The 19,189-nt window shown below is 56.8% G+C and carries 18 protein-coding genes; 13 read left to right on the top strand and 5 right to left on the bottom strand.

Translation table 11 applies throughout. The annotated features are described in order from the left end of the window. The first annotated feature begins 21 nt into the window (after positions 1 to 21). The 13 genes from KK102_RS15175 to leuA all read left to right on the top strand — a co-directional run bounded on the left by KK102_RS15175 (position 22) and on the right by leuA (position 14,881). Complete coding sequence (locus tag KK102_RS15175) at positions 22 to 348, top strand: ElaB/YgaM/YqjD family protein (RefSeq protein ID WP_010434339.1); 327 nt, start codon at positions 22 to 24, stop codon at positions 346 to 348. 242 nt (positions 349 to 590) lie between these two features. Further along, a complete protein-coding gene (gene nrdH / locus KK102_RS15170) occupies positions 591 to 830 on the top strand; it encodes a glutaredoxin-like protein NrdH (RefSeq protein ID WP_216357933.1) in 240 nt (79 codons plus the stop codon). Next, entirely contained in the window at positions 827 to 1,237 is a 411-nt protein-coding gene (gene nrdI, locus KK102_RS15165) for a class Ib ribonucleoside-diphosphate reductase assembly flavoprotein NrdI (protein WP_216357932.1), read from the top strand. The genes nrdH and nrdI overlap by 4 nt, the downstream gene beginning before the upstream one ends. After that, positions 1,210 to 3,354 carry a class 1b ribonucleoside-diphosphate reductase subunit alpha gene (gene nrdE / locus KK102_RS15160; protein WP_126544823.1) on the top strand — a complete coding sequence of 715 codons (2,145 nt, stop codon included), beginning with the start codon at positions 1,210 to 1,212 and terminating at the stop codon, positions 3,352 to 3,354. Before nrdI ends, nrdE begins: the two co-directional genes overlap by 28 nt. Positions 3,355 to 3,363: 9 nt before the next feature. Continuing rightward, positions 3,364 to 4,323 carry a class 1b ribonucleoside-diphosphate reductase subunit beta gene (gene nrdF, locus KK102_RS15155; protein ID WP_216357931.1) on the top strand — a complete coding sequence of 320 codons (960 nt, stop codon included), beginning with the start codon at positions 3,364 to 3,366 and terminating at the stop codon, positions 4,321 to 4,323. Positions 4,324 to 4,656: 333 nt separating this feature from the next. Then, positions 4,657 to 5,868 carry a glycine betaine/L-proline ABC transporter ATP-binding protein ProV gene (gene proV / locus KK102_RS15150; protein ID WP_126544825.1) on the top strand — a complete coding sequence of 404 codons (1,212 nt, stop codon included), beginning with the start codon at positions 4,657 to 4,659 and terminating at the stop codon, positions 5,866 to 5,868. Then, positions 5,852 to 6,922: a glycine betaine/L-proline ABC transporter permease ProW gene (gene proW / locus KK102_RS15145; RefSeq protein WP_126544826.1), complete on the top strand. Its 1,071-nt coding sequence runs from the start codon at positions 5,852 to 5,854 to the stop codon at positions 6,920 to 6,922. The genes proV and proW overlap by 17 nt, the downstream gene beginning before the upstream one ends. A gap of 9 nt (positions 6,923 to 6,931) precedes the next feature. Continuing rightward, positions 6,932 to 7,927, top strand: coding sequence for a glycine betaine/L-proline ABC transporter substrate-binding protein ProX (proX, locus tag KK102_RS15140; protein ID WP_216357930.1), 996 nt, complete (start codon positions 6,932 to 6,934; stop codon positions 7,925 to 7,927). 205 nt (positions 7,928 to 8,132) lie between these two features. Beyond that, on the top strand, positions 8,133 to 9,317 hold the full coding sequence (locus tag KK102_RS15135) for an MFS transporter (protein WP_216357929.1): 1,185 nt from the start codon (positions 8,133 to 8,135) through the stop codon (positions 9,315 to 9,317). Positions 9,318 to 9,630: 313 nt separating this feature from the next. After that, the gene (gene mprA, locus KK102_RS15130; RefSeq protein WP_042714079.1) at positions 9,631 to 10,161 is read left to right on the top strand and encodes a transcriptional repressor MprA; all 531 of its coding nucleotides are present in this window, start codon (positions 9,631 to 9,633) and stop codon (positions 10,159 to 10,161) included. Between the two features lie 128 nt (positions 10,162 to 10,289). Then, a complete protein-coding gene (gene emrA, locus KK102_RS15125) occupies positions 10,290 to 11,462 on the top strand; it encodes a multidrug efflux MFS transporter periplasmic adaptor subunit EmrA (protein ID WP_042714077.1) in 1,173 nt (390 codons plus the stop codon). 16 nt (positions 11,463 to 11,478) lie between these two features. Then, positions 11,479 to 13,026, top strand: coding sequence for a multidrug efflux MFS transporter permease subunit EmrB (gene emrB / locus KK102_RS15120; RefSeq protein WP_216357928.1), 1,548 nt, complete (start codon positions 11,479 to 11,481; stop codon positions 13,024 to 13,026). Between the two features lie 199 nt (positions 13,027 to 13,225). Next, a complete protein-coding gene (gene leuA / locus KK102_RS15115; protein WP_216357927.1) occupies positions 13,226 to 14,881 on the top strand; it encodes a 2-isopropylmalate synthase in 1,656 nt (551 codons plus the stop codon). On the opposite strand, the gene KK102_RS15110 is transcribed toward leuA, so the two are convergent. The 5 genes from KK102_RS15110 to yqaB all read right to left on the bottom strand — a co-directional run bounded on the left by KK102_RS15110 (position 14,868) and on the right by yqaB (position 18,976). Next, on the bottom strand, positions 14,868 to 15,632 hold the full coding sequence (locus KK102_RS15110; RefSeq protein WP_216357926.1) for an AraC family transcriptional regulator: 765 nt from the start codon (positions 15,630 to 15,632) through the stop codon (positions 14,868 to 14,870). The genes leuA and KK102_RS15110 overlap by 14 nt on opposite strands. Positions 15,633 to 15,686: 54 nt before the next feature. Then, positions 15,687 to 16,202 carry an S-ribosylhomocysteine lyase gene (gene luxS, locus KK102_RS15105; RefSeq protein ID WP_126544833.1) on the bottom strand — a complete coding sequence of 172 codons (516 nt, stop codon included), beginning with the start codon at positions 16,200 to 16,202 and terminating at the stop codon, positions 15,687 to 15,689. 154 nt (positions 16,203 to 16,356) lie between these two features. After that, on the bottom strand, positions 16,357 to 17,901 hold the full coding sequence (gene gshA, locus KK102_RS15100) for a glutamate--cysteine ligase (RefSeq protein ID WP_042716438.1): 1,545 nt from the start codon (positions 17,899 to 17,901) through the stop codon (positions 16,357 to 16,359). 83 nt (positions 17,902 to 17,984) lie between these two features. Then, positions 17,985 to 18,413: a YqaA family protein gene (locus KK102_RS15095; protein ID WP_216357925.1), complete on the bottom strand. Its 429-nt coding sequence runs from the start codon at positions 18,411 to 18,413 to the stop codon at positions 17,985 to 17,987. After that, the gene (gene yqaB, locus KK102_RS15090; protein WP_120159325.1) at positions 18,410 to 18,976 is read right to left on the bottom strand and encodes a fructose-1-phosphate/6-phosphogluconate phosphatase; all 567 of its coding nucleotides are present in this window, start codon (positions 18,974 to 18,976) and stop codon (positions 18,410 to 18,412) included. The genes KK102_RS15095 and yqaB overlap by 4 nt, the downstream gene beginning before the upstream one ends. Positions 18,977 to 19,189: the final 213 nt, after the last annotated feature.

Genomic DNA, 19,189 nt, shown 5'->3' with positions numbered 1-19,189 from the left:
CGCAAAATTATGGAGGATCCTATGTTTAACAGACCGAACCGAAACGATATTAATGATGATGCGCAGGATATTCGTAATGATGTCAGCCAATTAGCGGACACGCTAGAGGAAGTGCTGAAGTCCTGGGGAAGTGACGCGAAGGATGAAGCAGATGCCGCAAAACGTAAGGCTCAGTCTCTGTTGCGTGAAACCCGTGCCCGGATGCATGGACGTTCACGCGCCACGCAGGCGGCCTGCGACGCGGTGAGCTGTGCCAATACCTTCGTCCGTGAAAAACCGCTTTGTGCGCTGGGTACGGTTGCCGCCGTCGGTATTTTTGTTGGCGCCCTCCTCAGCCTGCGTAAGTAAACACGACTTATCAGCCCCGGTTGCCACAGGCGCCGGGGCTTTTCTTTGTCCGAACGCCTGTAAAACCCGCACAGCACGCCCTGCCCCGTTGTGCTCATCACCCGGGCATGATCAATCTAAATTTCCCATATCTTGTATGGTTGATAATTACCACAACTACATCTAGTATTCCTTTAGCAACAGAGACACAACCCGACGCGTACAATCGCGCCGTTTTCTTATTCTAAATGGAAATACGAATCATGAGCATTATTATTTACACTCGTAACGATTGTGTTCAGTGCCACGCAACCAAACGTGCAATGGAGAGCCGCGGCGTGGCGTTTGAGATGGTGAATATCGACCTGGTGCCCGATGCCGCCGATACCCTGCGTGCGCAAGGTTTCCGGCAGCTTCCGGTGGTCGTTGCCGGAGAGACCAGCTGGTCTGGCTTCCGCCCGGACATGATCAACCGTCTCGCCGCTCAGGCCGTCCGTGCATGAGCGGGCTGGTCTACTTTTCCAGCAGTTCGGAAAACACGCTCCGCTTTATCGAGCGCCTCGGGCTGCCTGCGACCCGCATCCCGCTTAACGAGCGGGAGCGAATTCAGGTAGACGAACCTTACATACTGGTGGTGCCCAGCTATGGCGGCGGGGGTACGGCAGGGGCGGTTCCCCGTCAGGTGATCCGCTTTCTCAACGATCCGCGTAATCGGGCACTGATCCGCGGGGTTATTGCGGCGGGGAATCGTAATTTCGGCGATGCCTTTGGCCGCGCCGGGGATGTCATCTCTCAAAAATGCGGCGTGCCGTATCTCTATCGCTTCGAACTGATGGGGACACAGCAGGACGTAGAAAACGTGCGTAAAGGAGTGAACGAATTTTGGCAACGACAACCGCAGAACGCGTAATGCAGGCAACGCCTGATTACCACGCATTAAATGCGATGCTCAACCTCTATGACCGGGAGGGGCGCATCCAGTTTGGCAAAGATCATGATGCGGTGGACGCCTTTTTTGCCGCCCACGTCCGGCCTAACACCGTGACGTTTGGCAGCCAGCATGAGCGTCTCGACTATCTGGTTAAGGAAGGCTACTACGAAGAACGCGTGCTGACCCGCTACGACCGCACCTTTGTGGTGAAGCTGTTTGAACGGGCGCACGCCAGCGGCTTTCGTTTCCAGACGTTTCTTGGCGCGTGGAAGTACTACACCAGCTATACCCTCAAGACCTTTGACGGCAAGCGCTACTTAGAGAGCTTTGAAGATCGCACCGTGATGGTGGCGTTAACCCTGGCGCAAGGGAATGAAGCGCAGGCTGAACGCTTGATGGAGGAGATCCTCTCCGGCCGCTTCCAGCCCGCCACGCCGACCTTCCTCAACTGCGGCAAGGCCCAGCGCGGCGAGCTGGTCTCCTGCTTCCTGCTGCGTATCGAAGACAATATGGAGTCGATTGGCCGCGCGGTGAACTCGGCGCTGCAGCTCTCTAAACGCGGCGGCGGCGTGGCGTTTCTGCTCTCGAACCTGCGAGAAGCGGGCGCGCCAATCAAGCGCATCGAAAACCAGTCCTCGGGCGTGATCCCGGTAATGAAGATGCTGGAAGATGCGTTCTCGTATGCTAACCAGCTTGGCGCGCGCCAGGGCGCGGGGGCGGTTTACCTGCACGCGCACCACCCGGATATTCTGCGCTTTCTGGATACCAAGCGCGAAAACGCCGACGAAAAAATCCGCATCAAAACCCTGTCGCTCGGCGTGACGATCCCTGACATCACCTTTAAGCTCGCCAAAGAGAATGCCGATATGGCGCTCTTCTCGCCGTATGACATCGAGCGTATTTACGGCAAAGCCTTTGGCGACGTGGCGATAAACGACCTGTACGACGATCTGGTTGCCGACGATCGCATTCGCAAGACGTACATCAACGCCCGCGATTTCTTCCAGACCCTGGCAGAAATACAGTTTGAGTCCGGCTATCCCTACATCATGTTTGAGGACACGGTGAACCGCGCGAACCCGATTGCCGGGCGCATCAACATGAGCAACCTGTGCTCGGAGATTTTGCAGGTCAACAGCGCCTCCACCTACGACGAAAACCTGGACTACGCGGACGTCGGGAAAGATATTTCCTGCAACCTCGGGTCGCTGAATATTGCCCACACCATGGATTCTCCAGACTTTGGCCGCACGGTGGAGACCGCCATTCGCGGGCTGACGGCAGTGTCCGACATGAGCCACATCCGCAGCGTGCCGTCTATTGAAGCGGGCAACGCCGCGTCGCACGCCATCGGACTGGGGCAGATGAACCTGCACGGCTATCTGGCGCGGGAAGGCATCGCTTACGGCAGTCCGGAAGGGCTGGACTTCACCAACCTCTATTTCTACACCGTCACCTGGCACGCGCTGCATACGTCGATGATGCTGGCGCGCGAGCGCGACCAGCGCTTCGCGGGCTTTGAGCAGTCCCGCTACGCCAGCGGGGAATATTTCAGCCAGTACCTGGAAGGCGACTGGCAGCCGAAAACCGAAAAAGTGCGCGCACTGTTTGCTCGCACCGGAATCGCGTTGCCGACGCGCGAGATGTGGCAGCAATTGCGTGATGACGTGATGCGCTACGGCATCTACAACCAGAACCTGCAGGCCGTCCCGCCGACCGGTTCGATTTCCTACATCAACCACGCCACGTCGAGCATTCACCCGATCGTGTCGAAAATTGAAATCCGTAAGGAAGGCAAAACCGGGCGCGTTTACTACCCAGCCCCGTTTATGACCAATGAGAACCTGGCGCTCTATCAGGACGCCTATGAGATCGGCCCGGAAAAAATCATCGATACCTACGCCGAGGCAACAAAGCACGTGGATCAGGGGCTGTCGCTGACGCTGTTCTTCCCGGACACCGCCACCACGCGGGATATCAACAGAGCGCAGATCTACGCCTGGAAGAAAGGCATCAAAACGCTCTACTACATTCGCCTGCGCCAGCTTGCACTGGAAGGCACCGAAATCGAAGGCTGCGTGTCCTGCGCGCTGTAAGGAGAAAGGATGAAACTGTCACGCGTGAGTGCCGTTAACTGGAACAAAATCCAGGACGATAAAGACCTGGAGGTGTGGAACCGCCTGACCAGCAACTTCTGGCTGCCGGAAAAGGTGCCGCTCTCCAACGACATTCCGGCCTGGCAAACGCTGAGCCACGCCGAGCAGCAGCTGACGATCCGCGTCTTTACCGGCCTGACGCTGCTGGACACCATTCAGAATACCGTCGGTGCGCCCGCGCTGATGAGCGACACGCTGACGCCGCACGAAGAGGCGGTGATGTCGAACATCAGCTTTATGGAGGCGGTGCATGCCCGCTCTTACAGCTCGATTTTCTCCACGCTGTGCCAGACCAAAGACGTGGATGCGGCCTACGCCTGGAGCGAAGAGAGCGCGTCACTGCAGCGCAAGGCGGCACTGGTGCTGGAACATTACCGCGCCGACGAGCCGCTGAAGAAGAAGATCGCCAGCGTGTTCCTGGAATCCTTCCTCTTCTATTCCGGCTTCTGGCTGCCCATGTACTGGTCGAGCCGGGGCAAGCTCACCAACACCGCCGATTTGATTCGGCTCATCATTCGTGATGAAGCGGTACACGGGTATTACATCGGCTATAAGTATCAGAAAGGGCTGGAGAAAGTCAGTCCGGAGAAACGCGAGGAACTCAAAGGTTTTGCCCTCGATTTGCTGATGGATCTGTACGACAACGAGCTGAGCTATACCGAAGAGCTGTACGCAGGAACGGGCTGGGAGGACGACGTGAAGGCGTTCCTCTGCTACAACGCCAACAAAGCGCTGATGAACCTGGGCTACGAGGCGCTGTTCCCGCCGGAAATGGCGGAGGTGAACCCGGCGATTCTGGCCGCGCTGTCGCCTAACGCCGACGAAAACCACGACTTCTTCTCCGGGTCTGGCTCGTCGTACGTGATGGGCAAAGCGGTGGAGACGGAAGATGAGGACTGGGACTTTTAATATGTGAATTAACGTTCATTAATTAAATATAAATCTCATTATTTCCATACCAATATTTCACCAGGCACTACACTGTAATTTCCTCGTCATATTCGCCTGAATCATACCGATTCAGGCGAAATTTCCCGATGCAGCAGCAAAAAATTGAGAAAAATTCAAGAAGCCCTCAGCCCTTTACTCATGGGAAATTCAGCCGTTTCGCTTGCATCAAAATTCCAACTTCAGGTCACCTCAGGGTTGTCTCAGATTCTCAGTATGTTAGGGTTATGCCCGTTAACAATTTACCATGGTAATCATATCGACATAAACTAATAACAGGACACTCTCTATTGCATGGCAATTAAATTAGAAGTGAAAAATCTTTATAAAGTATTTGGCGAGCATCCGCAGCGCGCATTCAAATATATTGAGAAAGGCCTTTCGAAAGAGCAAATTCTGGAAAAAACCGGGCTATCGCTTGGCGTTAAAAACGCCAGTCTGGCCATTGAAGAAGGCGAGATTTTTGTCATCATGGGGTTATCCGGTTCGGGTAAATCTACTATGGTTCGCCTTCTCAATCGCCTGATTGAACCCACCCGCGGGCAGGTGCTGATTGACGGCGTGGATATCGCCAGAATATCAGACGCAGAGCTTCGCGAGGTGCGCAGAAAGAAGATTGCGATGGTGTTTCAGTCATTCGCGCTGATGCCGCACATGACGGTGCTGGATAATGCCGCCTTCGGCATGGAATTAGCCGGTACGCCCGCTCAGGAACGGCAGGAAAAAGCCCTTGATGCACTGCGTCAGGTCGGGCTGGAAAATTATGCCCACGCGTATCCGGATGAACTTTCCGGTGGTATGCGTCAGCGCGTGGGATTAGCCCGCGCGTTAGCCATTAATCCAGATATATTATTAATGGATGAAGCCTTCTCGGCGCTCGATCCGTTAATTCGCACCGAGATGCAGGATGAGCTGGTAAAATTACAGGCTAAACATCAACGTACCATTGTCTTTATTTCCCACGATCTGGATGAAGCCATGCGTATTGGCGACCGTATTGCCATTATGCAAAACGGTGAAGTGGTACAGGTCGGCACGCCGGATGAAATTCTCAATAATCCGGCGAATGATTATGTCCGCACCTTCTTCCGCGGCGTGGATATTAGCCAGGTGTTTAGCGCCAAAGATATTGCCCGTCGAACGCCAAACGGCATTATCCGTAAAACGCCAGGCTTTGGCCCGCGCTCGGCGCTTAAGCTGCTGCAGGATGAAGACCGTGAATACGGTTATCTGGTTGAACGCGGCAATAAATTTGTCGGCGTTGTTTCCATCGACTCCCTGAAAACGGCTCTCACGGAGAACCAGGGGATCGATGCGGCGTTAATTGACGCTCCACTCGCCGTGGACGCAGAAACGCCGCTCAGCGAGTTGCTCTCTCACGTGGGCCAGGCGCCGTGCGCCGTGCCGGTCGTGGGTGAGGAACAACAGTACGTCGGCATCATCTCCAAACGGATGCTGCTGCAGGCTTTAGATCGCGAGGGGGCAAACAATGACCGATCAATCTAACCCGTGGGGTACCACTGAAGCGGCGGACAGCGCTGCACAATCTGCCGACGCGTGGGGTTCCACGCCAGCGCCGACCGACGGCGGCGGCGCGGCAGACTGGCTGAACAGCGCACCCGCGCCTGCGCCAGAACACTTCAACATCATGGATCCGTTCCACAAGACGCTGATCCCGCTGGACAGCTGGGTCACGGAGGGGATCGACTGGGTGGTGACCCACTTCCGTCCGGTCTTCCAGGGGATCCGCATCCCGGTGGATTACATCCTGAACGGCTTCCAGCAGCTGATGCTGGGCATGCCGGCACCGGTGGCGATTATCCTGTTCTCCCTGATCGCCTGGCAGTTCGGTAGCGCGGGCATGGGGGTCGCCACGCTGATTTCGCTGATTGCCATTGGGGCGATTGGCGCGTGGTCGCAGGCGATGATCACCCTGGCGCTGGTGCTGACCGCCCTGCTCTTTTGCATCGTCATCGGCCTGCCGATGGGGATCTGGCTGGCGCGCAGCCCGCGGGCCGCGAAGATAATTCGTCCGCTGCTGGATGCAATGCAGACCACCCCGGCGTTCGTCTATCTGGTGCCTATCGTAATGCTGTTCGGCATCGGCAACGTGCCGGGGGTAGTGGTGACCATTATCTTCGCCCTGCCGCCGATTATCCGTTTGACCATTCTGGGGATTAACCAGGTGCCTGCGGATCTGATCGAAGCCTCACGCTCGTTCGGCGCCAGCCCGCGCCAGATGCTGTTCAAAGTTCAGCTTCCGCTGGCGATGCCGACCATCATGGCGGGCGTTAACCAGACGCTGATGCTGGCCCTGTCGATGGTGGTGATCGCCTCGATGATCGCCGTTGGCGGACTGGGCCAGATGGTGCTGCGCGGTATTGGCCGTCTCGACATGGGGCTGGCGACCGTCGGCGGCGTCGGCATCGTGATCCTCGCCATTATTCTTGACCGCCTGACCCAGGCCGTCGGTCGTGATTCACGCAGTCGCGGCAACCGTCGCTGGTATACCACCGGCCCCGTCGGGTTACTCACCCGCCCTTTCACGAAGTCAAAATAAGGAACAACGATGCGACATAACGTACTTTTTGCTACCGCGTTTGCCACCTTTGTCTCCACCAGCACGTTTGCGGCTGACCTGCCGGGCAAAGGCATTACCGTGCAGCCGGTGCAGAGCACCATTTCGGAAGAGAGCTTCCAGACGCTGATCGTCAGCCGCGCGCTGGAGAAGCTGGGCTACACGGTCAACACGCCGAGCGAAGTGGATTACAACGTGGGCTATACCTCAATTGCCTCCGGTGACGCCACCTTTACCGCGGTGAACTGGCAGCCGCTGCACGACGACATGTATGCCGCCGCCGGTGGCGACAAGAAGTTCTACCGCGAAGGCACCTTCGTGACGGGCGCGGCGCAGGGTTATCTGATCGACAAGAAAACCGCCGATCAGTACCACATCACCAATATTGAACAGCTGAAAGATCCGAAGATCGCCAAACTGTTCGACACCAACGGTGACGGCAAGGCCGACATGATGGGCTGCTCGCCGGGCTGGGGCTGTGAAGCGGTGATTAACCACCAGAACAAAGCCTTCGATCTGGCGAAAACGGTCGACGTGAGCCACGGCAACTACTCCGCGATGATGGCCGACACCATTGCCCGCTTCAAAGAGGGTAAACCGGTGATCTACTACACCTGGACGCCGTACTGGGTGAGCGACGTGCTGAAGCCGGGTAAAGACGTGGTGTGGCTGCAGGTGCCGTTCTCCTCCCTGCCGGGCGAGCAGAAAGACATAGATACCAAACTGCCGAACGGCATGAACTACGGCTTCCCGGTAAACACCATGCATATCGTAGCCAACAAAGCCTGGGCAGAGAAAAACCCGGCGGCAGCGAAGCTGTTCTCGGTGATGAAGCTGCCGCTGGCGGACATCAATGCCCAGAACGCCATGATGCATGCGGGTAAATCGTCAGAAGCGGATGTGAAAGGCCACGTGGACGGTTGGATCAAAGCCCACCAGCAGCAGTTTGACGGCTGGGTGAAAGAGGCGCTTGACGCGCAGAAGTAAAAAATACAACACAACCTTACCCCTCACCCTAACCCTCTCCCCAAAGGGGAGAGGGGACTTTATACACCCTCTCCCCTTTGGGGAGAGGGCTGGGGTGAGGGGATTAACCGCACAAACACACACATAACAATCCCCCAACATTCACCATCATTGGTTATTATGGTTTCCGGAAATATAATCACTCAACTAACGATTCCTGAAACTAATGACAAAAACAACTCAGGGGCTTAGCCCCGCACTCATCCTTTTAATGTCCGTGGCAACGGGTCTGGCAGTCGCCAGCAACTACTACGCGCAGCCTCTTCTCGACACCATCGCCCGCGCGTTCAATCTCTCAGCCAGCTCCGCAGGCTTTATCGTCACTGCCGCCCAGCTTGGCTATGCCGCCGGGCTGCTGTTCCTGGTGCCGCTCGGCGATATGTTTGAACGCCGAATGCTGATCGTCTCCATGACCCTGCTGGCCGCCGGTGGGATGCTGATCACCGCCAGCAGCCAGTCGCTGACGATGATGATTATCGGTACCGCCCTGACGGGACTGTTTTCCGTGGTGGCGCAAATTCTGGTCCCGCTCGCCGCGACCCTCGCCTCCCCGGAAAAACGCGGCAAGGTGGTGGGCACCATCATGAGCGGCCTGCTGCTGGGGATTTTGCTGGCGCGTACCGTTGCCGGGCTGCTGGCAAGCCTCGGCGGCTGGCGCACCGTATACTGGGTAGCGAGCGTACTGATGGTCATCATGGCGCTGGCGCTGTGGCGCGGGCTGCCAAAAGTGAAGCAGGAAAACCATCTTAACTACCCTCAGCTTCTGGCCTCGGTGTTCAGCCTGTTCACCCAGGACAAACTGCTGCGCACCCGCGCTCTGCTGGGGTGTTTCACTTTCGCCAACTTCAGCATTCTCTGGACGTCGATGGCCTTTCTGCTGGCCGCACCGCCGTTTAACTATTCCGAAGGGGTGATTGGTCTGTTTGGTCTCGCCGGCGCGGCGGGCGCGCTGGGCGCACGGCCGGCAGGCGGGCTGGCTGACAAAGGCAAATCGCACATGACCACGACTGCCGGGCTGGTGTTACTTCTGCTCTCCTGGGCGGCTATCTGGTATGGGCACGTCTCCGTGCTGGCGCTGATCGTCGGTATTCTGGTGCTCGACCTGACCGTTCAGGGCGTGCATATCACCAACCAGACCGTCATTTACCGCGTGAAGCCAGAAGCGCGAAACCGCCTCACGGCCGGGTACATGACCAGCTACTTTATCGGTGGCGCTGCAGGTTCGTTGATTTCTGCTTCGGCATGGCAGCATGCGGGCTGGACAGGCGTGTGCGCCATCGGCGCCATCATGGCGATACTGAATCTGCTGGTCTGGTGGCGTGGCTATCACCGCCAGGAGGCCATTCACTAACATTTACACTGTTTAGGCCTCCTGGGGTGTAAAGGGGGCCTGCATCTGTTAATGTTAACGCAATTATTTATTCCAGAAATTTTAATGTGGGTGACATATTTAGTATACGCATGAATAGCTCAGCCCCCCATCCTCACATCCCCTCTTCAACGGGTTCATACCCTACGCTTTCTGTGCTCACCGGGTCACGGATTTACCCGGCGCTTTCTGATGGTGACATACGTTTGGCGGATATAACCGCACAAATAATTCATTTACATTATTTGTCACTGTCGTTACTATATCGGCTGTAATTAATGAGGTTATGCCCAAAATGGATAGTTCGTTTACGCCCATTGAACAAATGCTTAAATTCCGCGCCAGTCGTCATGAGGACTTCCCTTATCAGGAAATCCTGCTGACTCGCCTGTGCATGCACATGCAAGGTAAGTTGCTGGAAAACCGTAATAAAATGCTGAAAGCTCAAGGGATTAACGAGACGTTGTTTATGGCGTTAATTACGCTGCAGTCTCAGGAAAACCACAGCATTCAGCCGTCTGAGCTGAGCTGCGCGCTGGGTTCATCCCGCACCAATGCGACCCGTATCGCAGATGAACTGGAAAAACGCGGCTGGATAGAGCGCCGTGAAAGCGATAACGACCGCCGCTGTCTGCATCTGCAACTGACCGATAAAGGTCACGAATTCCTGCATGAGGTGCTGCCACCTCAGCACAATTGCCTGCACAAACTCTGGTCTGTTCTCAGCACCGCCGAGCGCGACCAGCTTGAGCACATCACTCGCAAGCTGCTCACCCGTCTGGACCAGATGGATGAAGACGGCGCCATTCTTGAGGCGCTGCGCTAACGCGACGACACGCTCGAATATCCTGATTTAAAAAAGAAAACTGACAGGCCAGCACGTCAAACTGCTGGCCTTTCTGACAACAGGTCGGCTCAGCCGATGTGAAAATAAGAAGATCGTGGAGAACAACAATGAGCGCAAATGCGGAGAATACCAACCCGCAGCAACCGGCCAACAAGAAAGGCAAACGTAAGAGCGCCCTTCTTCTGTTGACCTTGCTCTTTATTATTATTGCCGTGGCATATGGGATCTATTGGTTTTTAGTATTGCGTCATGCTGAAGAGACTGACGACGCGTACGTGGCAGGGAACCAGGTTCAAATTATGGCGCAGGTGTCGGGCAGCGTGACGAAAGTCTGGGCTGACAATACCGACTTTGTGCAAAAAGGGGATGTGCTGGTCACGCTCGATCCGACCGACGCCCAACAGGCATTCGAAAAAGCACAGACAGAGCTGGCCTCCAGCGTCCGTCAAACTCGCCAGCTGATGATCAACAGCAAACAGCTTCAGGCCAGCATCGACGTGCAGAAAACCGCACTGGCGCAGGCGCAGAGCGACCTCAATCGTCGTGTTCCTCTCGGCACCGCCAACCTGATTGGCCGTGAAGAGCTGCAGCACGCCCGCGACGCCGTTGCCAGCGCGCAGGCTCAGCTGGACGTGGCAATCCAACAGTACAACGCCAACCAGGCGATGGTGCTGGGCACCAGTCTGGAAAACCAGCCAGCCGTTAAGCAGGCGGCGACCGAAGTGCGTAACGCATGGCTTGCCCTGCAGCGTACCAAAATCGTCAGCCCGATGACCGGCTACGTCTCCCGTCGTTCCGTGCAGCCAGGCGCGCAGATTGGTACCACGACGCCGCTGATGGCGGTCGTTCCCGCGAACAATCTGTGGGTGGATGCGAACTTCAAAGAGACGCAGCTTGCGCATATGCGTATCGGCCAGACCGCGACCGTAATCAGCGACATCTACGGCGATGACGTGAAGTACACCGGTAAAGTGGTCGGTCTGGATATGGGGACCGGCAGCGCCTTCTCCCTGCTGCCTGCGCAGAACGCCACCGGTAACTGGATCAAAGTGGTTCAGCGTCTGCCGGTGCGTATCGAGCTGGATGCCAAGCAGCTGGCGGATCACCCGCTGCGTATCGGTCTTTCCACGCTGGTGACGGTTGACACCGCCAACCGCGACGGTCAGATCCTCGCAAGCCAGGTGCGCAGCAGCCCGGCTTATGAAAGTAACGCCCGTGAAATTAGCCTCGATCCGGTCAACAAGCTGATCGATGACATCGTGAAGGCAAACGCCGGTTAATCCGAAGGTGAGCGTTATGCAACAGCAAAAGCCGCAAAAACCGCTGGAAGGGGCGCAGCTGGTCATCATGACCATTGCGCTTTCTCTGGCGACATTCATGCAGGTGCTGGACTCCACCATCGCAAACGTGGCGATCCCGACTATCGCCGGGAACCTTGGCTCATCGCTGAGCCAGGGAACCTGGGTCATTACCTCGTTCGGGGTGGCCAACGCCATCTCCATTCCGATCACCGGCTGGCTGGCGAAGCGCGTCGGTGAGGTGAAGCTGTTCCTGTGGTCAACGATATTGTTCGTTCTCGCCTCCTGGGCGTGCGGCATGTCCAACAGCCTGACGATGCTGATTTTCTTCCGCGTCATTCAGGGGATTGTGGCCGGGCCGTTGATTCCGCTGTCGCAGAGTTTACTGCTGAACAACTACCCGCCCGCCAAACGCTCCATTGCGCTGGCGCTGTGGTCAATGACCGTAATTGTCGCGCCGATTTGCGGACCGATTCTCGGTGGCTACATTAGCGATAACTACCACTGGGGCTGGATCTTCTTTATCAACGTACCGATTGGTGCGCTGGTGGTGTTGATGACCCTGCAGTCTCTGCGCGGGCGTGAAACGCGGACCGAGCAGCGGCGAATTGATGGCGTGGGGCTGGCGCTGCTGGTCGTCGGCATTGGTAGCCTGCAGATCATGCTCGACCGGGGTAAAGAGCTGGACTGGTTTGCCTCGTCGGAAATCATCGTCCTCACGGTAGTGGCCGTGGTCGCTATCAGCTTCCTGATTGTGTGGGAACTGACGGACGACAACCCGATAGTCGATCTCTCGCTGTTTAAATCGCGAAACTTCACCATTGGCTGTCTGTGTATCAGCCTTGCCTATATGCTCTACTTCGGCGCGATCGTTCTGCTGCCGCAGCTGTTGCAGGAGGTGTACGGCTATACCGCGACCTGGGCGGGGCTGGCCTCTGCGCCAGTGGGGTTAATACCGGTTCTGCTGTCGCCGATTATTGGCCGCTTTGCTCACAAGCTCGACATGCGCAGGCTGGTCACGTTCAGCTTTATCATGTACGCCGTCTGCTTCTACTGGCGCGCGTATACGTTCGAACCGGGCATGGACTTTGGCGCCTCCGCGTGGCCGCAGTTTATTCAGGGCTTTGCCGTGGCGTGCTTCTTTATGCCACTGACCACCATTACGCTTTCCGGCTTGCCGCCTGAGCGCATGGCGGCGGCATCCAGCCTGTCGAACTTTACCCGAACGCTGGCGGGATCGATTGGGACATCCATCACCACGACCCTGTGGACCAACCGGGAATCATTGCACCATGCGCAGTTGACCGAAGCGGTGAACCCGTTCAATCCGAATGCTCAGCAGATGTACAATCAGCTTCAGGGCATGGGGATGACGGAGCAGCAGGCGTCCGGCTGGATTGCTCAGCAGATCACCAACCAGGGGCTGATCATCTCGGCAAACGAGATTTTCTGGATATCGGCGGGGATCTTTATCGTCCTGCTGGGGCTGGTGTGGTTTGCTAAACCACCGTTTGGCGCCGGTAGCGGCGGCGGCGGCGCGCACTAGTTCTGTGCACGAGTTGCCGGGTGGCGGCTACGCCTTACCCGGCCTACGCTTACCGGGCCACCATTCGTAGGCCCGGTAAGCGCAGCGCCACCGGGCAACAATCGCCACCGTGTCCAGAACGCGACAGCGATTGTCAGTTTCGATAAAGCAGCACGCCTGAAATCAATTCACGATAGTGAAAAGACAACAGGAGCGCATCATGCTGAACACACCCGCCGACAAATACCAACCTTATCCCACCGTTTCGTTGCCCGACCGCCGCTGGCCGGAGCAACGCATCACCCGCGCGCCGCGCTGGCTCTCAACCGACTTACGCGACGGCAACCAGGCACTTGCCGAGCCGATGGACAGCGCGCGCAAGCTGCAGTTCTGGAACCTGCTGCTGGGCTGCGGATTCAAAGAGATTGAGGTGGCCTTCCCGTCCGCTTCCCAGACCGACTTTAACTTTGTGCGCCAGCTGATTGAAGAAAACCGCATTCCGGATGACGTGACGATTCAGGTGCTCACTCAGGCACGGGAAGATCTCATCCATCGCACTTTTGAATCCCTGCGCGGCGCGAAGCAGGCCACCGTCCATCTCTATAACGCCACCGCTCCGCTGTTCCGCCGCCTGGTCTTCGGCATGGAGAAAGCGCAAATCGTCGAGCTGGCGACGCGCTCGACGCGGCTTATTCGCCAGCTGTGTGAGGAAAATCCCGACACCCGCTGGCAATATGAATACTCCCCGGAAACCTTCTGCTTTACCGAGCCGGAGTTTGCGCTGGAGATTTGCGAAGCCGTGGCGGAAATCTGGCAGCCGTGCGACGAGCGGCCTATGGTGATCAACTTACCTGCCACCGTCGAAGTGAGCACGCCGAACGTCTATGCCGACCAGATCGAGTATTTCTGCCGCCACTTCAGCCGCCGCCGCGACGTCTGCATCAGCGTGCATCCACATAACGACCGCGGCACCGGCGTCGCCAGCGCCGAGCTGGCCGTGATGGCAGGCGCAGACCGCGTGGAGGGCTGCCTGTTTGGCAACGGCGAGCGCACGGGCAACGTCTGCCTGGTGACTCTGGCGATGAACCTCTACAGCCAGGGCGTTAGCCCGAACCTGGACTTTAGCGATATGAACCGGGTGGTGGAAGTGGTGGAAGCCTGCAATCAGCTGCCGGTCCACCCGCGCCACCCTTGGGCAGGACGGCTGGCCTATACCGCCTTCTCCGGCTCGCACCAGGACGCGATCAAAAAAGGTTTTGATGCCCGCAGGCCAGGCGAGCGCTGGGAGATGCCCTATCTGCCCGTCGACCCCCAGGATATCGGCTGTACCTACGAAGCGGTGATCCGCGTGAACAGCCAGTCGGGCAAAAGCGGCAGCGCGTGGCTCATCGAACAGAACCATGGCCTGAAGTTGCCCCGCGCCCTGCAGCAGGATTTCAGCCAGCACGTGCAGCAGGAAACCGATCGCCATGGAAAAGAGATGACGCAGAATGCGCTGTGGCAGCTGTTTCGCACCCGCTACGGCCTGATAGCGACACCGCAGTATGCGCTGCAATCCTACCGTAGCGACAGCCAGCAGGACGGCCAGCTGCACTTAACGGCAAGCATCTATACGCAGGGAGGAACGCGCCAGCTGGAAGGTCAGGGTAACGGTCTGCTTTCTGCCGCCGCTCAGGGCTTAAGCCGCTGGGTCAACGCCCCGTTCGTGATTAAGGATTACCACGAGCATACGTTAGGCGAACGCAGCGACAGCCGCTCGGTGGCCTACATCCGCTGCCTGTTCCAGGACGGCAGCAGCCGCTGGGGCGTGGGCATTGACAGCGACGTGGCGCGCGCGTCGCTTCAGGCGTTGTTCAACGCCGTCAGCCGTTCTTAAAGTAATCGCTGGGTGAAGTTCCCATCACCCGGCGGAACATCGCCGTAAAGGCGCTGTGACTGCCGTAACCCAGATCCAGCGCCACACGCAGCACCGGCTGGCCCTGCGCCAGCCGCACTAAGGCTTCCAGCAGGCGCGCCCTTCTCAACCACTCACCGTAGCTTAAACCCGTCTGCTGCTGAAAATGGCGGTTCAGCGTGCGCTCGCTCATGTTCATCATGCTTGCAGCCTGCGCGCTGCTCCAGCTTTTCCCCGGGTTTTGTCGAATTTGCAGGCACAGGCGACGTAGCGCCTCACTTTCCGGCTCCGGCAGATGGAACGGTAATACCGGCATCATGCGGATTTCATCGAGGATCAGCTCATAGACCCGTTCATCCCGGCTGCCGGGTGCGTAGGATTCCGGCAGCGTCAGGGAGATGAGGATGAGCTCGCGCAACAGCGGTGAGATCTGCACGATCTGACAGGTTGCCGGGAGATCGGCGCGCGCCAGCGGATCGATAAACAGCGTGCGGGCTGCAACATTGCCGGTGATTCGAAGAGAGTGCTGCGCCCCGGCAGGGAGCCAGACACCGCGACCGGGCGGCACCACCCAGCAGCCGGATGCGGTATCGACCCGCACCACGCCAGTCAGGCTGTGCAACAGCTGAGCGCAGTCGTGCTGGTGCCACGGCTCGCTGTCGCCGTGAACGTAATCATGGGCAAACGGAACGAGGGGACGGTGGGTAAAGGAGAAGGTTGCGGTTGTGGTCATGGGGTTAAACCACCCTCACCCTACCCTCTCCCTGAGGGAGAGGGAAAAGGTGCACTAGATGTGCAGTTCCTGCAGTTTTTCTTTTGGCAGGGCCAGCTCGTCGTTGCTGTTCACACGAACGTCGCGTTCGATGATGTGACGCGCGATTTCCTGCGCTTCTTCCAGAGAGTGCATCTGGTAGGTACCGCACTGGTAAACGTTCAGCTCAGGGATCTGGTTCTGCTCTTTCACCTTCAGCACGTCCTGCATGGCCGCTTTCCAGGCCTCTGCCACACGTTTCTCTTCAGGCTGACCAATCAGGCTCATATAGAAACCGGTACGGCAGCCCATCGGAGAGATATCGATGATCTCAACGCCGTTGCCGTTCAGGTGATCGCGCATGAAACCGGCGAACAGGTGTTCCAGCGTATGAATGCCTTTCTCCGGCATCACTTCTTTGTTTGGCACGCAGAAACGCAGATCGAAAACGGTGATCGTGTCGCCGTGCGGGGTGTGCATGGTCTTCGCCACGCGGACTGCAGGTGCTTCCATACGGGTATGGTCGACAGTAAAGCTATCTAATAACGGCATACGTCACCTCCGATAGTGATTTTTTTTAAAATAAACTGAACTCTTCTACAGAATGCGCGTCTGAGTATATGAAAGACGCGCATTTGTTATCATCATCCCTGAATTCAGAGATGTATATTTTGGCCACAGCGATGTGGCCTTTTTCTTTTTCAGCTCAAGCCTGCTTCGCCAGAAACGCCTCAAACGACTCGGTATCCGCCGCTTCAACCTCTTTCTGACGCACAACGGACGCATCGCGTTCCGCCACAAAATCCGCTTCGCTCAGCACTTCTAACGGCTCCTGCATCAGCATCTCACGGTACTCCGCTGAGAGTGAACGCCCCGTGCCGCCAATGCCCTGATCAATCATAGAACGCAGAATACGCGCTGAAAACGTCAGTTCAGGATTATCAAAGCTTTCAACCAGCTGGTCGCAAACGGCCTGATACGCTTCGCCACCGTATACGCTGTCCATCGTCTGGGCCACGCGCTTCAGGTCGTGGAACAGATCTTTACCCACCTTAGCGAGCGGGAACTGTGCCGTTTCACAGCCGATGCCTAACGTCAGGCCTGGCTTGCGCCCTTCCAGAATCACGCGATTCCAGTTGGTGCGGGTGCAAAGCAGTTCGTCTGAACTCATTTCCGGCGCATCCGCCAGCACGCACCAGACCATAAACAGATCGAGGAAGCGAACCTGCTGCTCGTCCACGCCAATCGGCGAGAACGGGTTGATATCCAGCGAGCGAACTTCTATGTATTCAATCCCGCCGCGCTGCAGCGCATCCGACGGCGTTTCACCGCTGCGGGTAACGCGTTTCGGACGAATCGGCGCATACAGCTCGTTTTCAATCTGCAGCACATTGCTGTTGATTTGCAGGCGCTTGCCGTCTTTTTCAAGGCCGATTTTCTCGTACTCTTCCGACGGGGTTTTGATCGCCCGCTTCAATCCTGCCACATACTCGTGCAAATCGTTAAACGTAATACCGAGATTGCTTTGCGATTTATTGGTATAGCCAAGGTCGCTCAGGCGCAGAGAGGTCGCGTACGGCAGGTAATACATCCCGCACTCGGTTTTCTCGAACGGCAGCGTGGTCGGTTTTCCCTGCAGGAAGGAAGAACAGATCGCCGGAGAGGCACCGAACAGATACGGAATGATCCAGCCAAAACGATAGTAGTTGCGGATCAGGCGGAAGTAGCCCGCAGAGATCGCGTCTTTATCGGTTTCACCGCATTTTGCCTGCCAGAAGGCCATTGGCAGTGAGAAGTTGTAATGCACGCCTGAAATCGTCTGCATTAACGCGCCGTAGCGGTTTTTCAACCCTTCGCGATAAAGCGTCTTCAGTTGACCGATATTGGACGTGCCGTATTGTGCCAGCTCAATCTCCTGCCCCTGCTCGATATAGCACGGCATGCTGAGCGGCCACATGCGCTCATCGCCCATGTTACGGGCAGTAAAGCGATGAATGTCACGCAAAATGGAAAGCATATGATCAACATCACCTTCCACCGGCGTGATGAATTCCAGCAGCGCCTCAGCAAAATCGGTTGTGATCCATTTATGTGTCAGCGCCGAGCCTAACGCCTTCGGGTGACCCGTCGTCGCTAAACTGCCGTCCGCGTTAACGCGCAGCGTTTCACGCTCAAGACCACGCTGAATACCCTTCAATGCCTGAGGGTGGTTTTCCAGCCAGGCCAGCGCCTGAGATACGTCCGGGATCAAATTGACCTCCCGCCTGTCAAAGTAATGTTACTCAGCATAATTGTAATGGTTGACGATTGAAGGTCGCGTATTCATTCCACCAATTAGTGCCACCACGTCATACCCTGTAGTGTTGCCCACGCCACGAGAACATAGCGCAACGCCTTGCCAAGGCACAAAAAAAAGAGCACCGGTCCCCAGGAGATGCGCATCCATCCCGCCAGCAGACACAGTAAATCGCCTATTACAGGCATCCAGCTTAATAACAGCGTGGCAGCGCCATAGCGTTTTAGCCAGCCGACTGCCTTTTCCTGCCAGCGCGACTTTTCGCGCAGCGGAAAGAAACGCCCAAGAATAACGTTAGTCAGCCCCCCAAGGCTATTACCCATTGTTGCTATTAATACGAGCAACCAGGGCTGACTCACGCCGGACAACAGCATTGCCACCAGTACCACTTCCGAATTTCCCGGTAACAGCGTGGCGCTTAAAAAACTGCTGGCGAATAATGAGGAAAGTGACAGCGCGTCACTCACAGTAAGCGCACATCCACCGCGTCCATTCCGGCATCACGCGCGGCCTGGATACCAAAATCGGCATCTTCAAACACAACGCATTTTGCCGCCGGGACGCCCATTAATTCTGCGCAGAGCAGGAAAGTGTCCGGTGCGGGCTTGTGATGTTTAACATGATCGGCGGCCACCACGGCAGAAAAATAGTGGCGAAGGCCAAGATGGTTGAGTAATGCTTCAGCAATCGCGCTTTCGCTGCCCGTCCCCACCGACATCGGGCGACGCCCGTGCCACTCTTTTACCACATCAATCAGCGGCAGAGGGCGCACGGTATCTAAAAGCATGGCTTTTACCGCATCGGTTTTTTCACGTGCGAGCAGGTGCGGGTCGAGATCGGCCTGATTCAGTTCAATCACGGCCTGCGCAATACGCCAGGTGGGGGATCCGTTGAGGGCAATCATCGCCTGAAGGTCGAAACGCATACCGTAGCGGCCCAGAACGTCAGTCCAGGCTTTACGATGCGTAGGTTCGGTATCCAGGAGAGTACCATCCATATCGAAGATCAAACCGTCATACTGTGCGTACATCGTGCTCTCGCTAACCGATTAACAAAGCATTACTTTATCGTAAATGGTGGTTTTTGTCGCTGACAGAGAGTGTGATTGCTGACGGAACGTCGAAGGAATAAACAAAGAAGGAGAAGATGGTGCATCCGGGAGGATTACTCGGCTTACGCCTCGCCCTGCGGGCCGTTGCTAAAGCAACGTTATCCTCCCTGGTGCTTGCGATTAACTCGCAGA

It is taken from the genome of Enterobacter quasimori (assembly GCF_018597345.1).
In the GTDB taxonomy this organism is placed as follows: domain Bacteria; phylum Pseudomonadota; class Gammaproteobacteria; order Enterobacterales; family Enterobacteriaceae; genus Enterobacter; species Enterobacter mori.
This window is presented reverse-complemented; position numbering and strand designations above follow the sequence as displayed.

What these genes read in the sequence shown, in the direction of transcription:
- proX (WP_216357930.1), top strand. Translation starts at nt 6,932, where the DNA reads ATGCGACATAACGTACTTTTTGCTACCGCGTTTGCCACCTTTGTCTCC.
- emrB (WP_216357928.1), top strand. Translation starts at nt 11,479, where the DNA reads ATGCAACAGCAAAAGCCGCAAAAACCGCTGGAAGGGGCGCAGCTGGTC.
- nrdF (WP_216357931.1), top strand. Translation starts at nt 3,364, where the DNA reads ATGAAACTGTCACGCGTGAGTGCCGTTAACTGGAACAAAATCCAGGAC.
- KK102_RS15175 (WP_010434339.1), top strand. Translation starts at nt 22, where the DNA reads ATGTTTAACAGACCGAACCGAAACGATATTAATGATGATGCGCAGGAT.
- yqaB (WP_120159325.1), bottom strand. Translation starts at nt 18,976, where the DNA reads ATGTACGCACAGTATGACGGTTTGATCTTCGATATGGATGGTACTCTC.
- luxS (WP_126544833.1), bottom strand. Translation starts at nt 16,202, where the DNA reads ATGCCGTTATTAGATAGCTTTACTGTCGACCATACCCGTATGGAAGCA.
- emrA (WP_042714077.1), top strand. Translation starts at nt 10,290, where the DNA reads ATGAGCGCAAATGCGGAGAATACCAACCCGCAGCAACCGGCCAACAAG.
- proV (WP_126544825.1), top strand. Translation starts at nt 4,657, where the DNA reads ATGGCAATTAAATTAGAAGTGAAAAATCTTTATAAAGTATTTGGCGAG.
- KK102_RS15110 (WP_216357926.1), bottom strand. Translation starts at nt 15,632, where the DNA reads ATGACCACAACCGCAACCTTCTCCTTTACCCACCGTCCCCTCGTTCCG.
- KK102_RS15135 (WP_216357929.1), top strand. Translation starts at nt 8,133, where the DNA reads ATGACAAAAACAACTCAGGGGCTTAGCCCCGCACTCATCCTTTTAATG.
- leuA (WP_216357927.1), top strand. Translation starts at nt 13,226, where the DNA reads ATGCTGAACACACCCGCCGACAAATACCAACCTTATCCCACCGTTTCG.
- nrdI (WP_216357932.1), top strand. Translation starts at nt 827, where the DNA reads ATGAGCGGGCTGGTCTACTTTTCCAGCAGTTCGGAAAACACGCTCCGC.
- nrdH (WP_216357933.1), top strand. Translation starts at nt 591, where the DNA reads ATGAGCATTATTATTTACACTCGTAACGATTGTGTTCAGTGCCACGCA.
- mprA (WP_042714079.1), top strand. Translation starts at nt 9,631, where the DNA reads ATGGATAGTTCGTTTACGCCCATTGAACAAATGCTTAAATTCCGCGCC.
- proW (WP_126544826.1), top strand. Translation starts at nt 5,852, where the DNA reads ATGACCGATCAATCTAACCCGTGGGGTACCACTGAAGCGGCGGACAGC.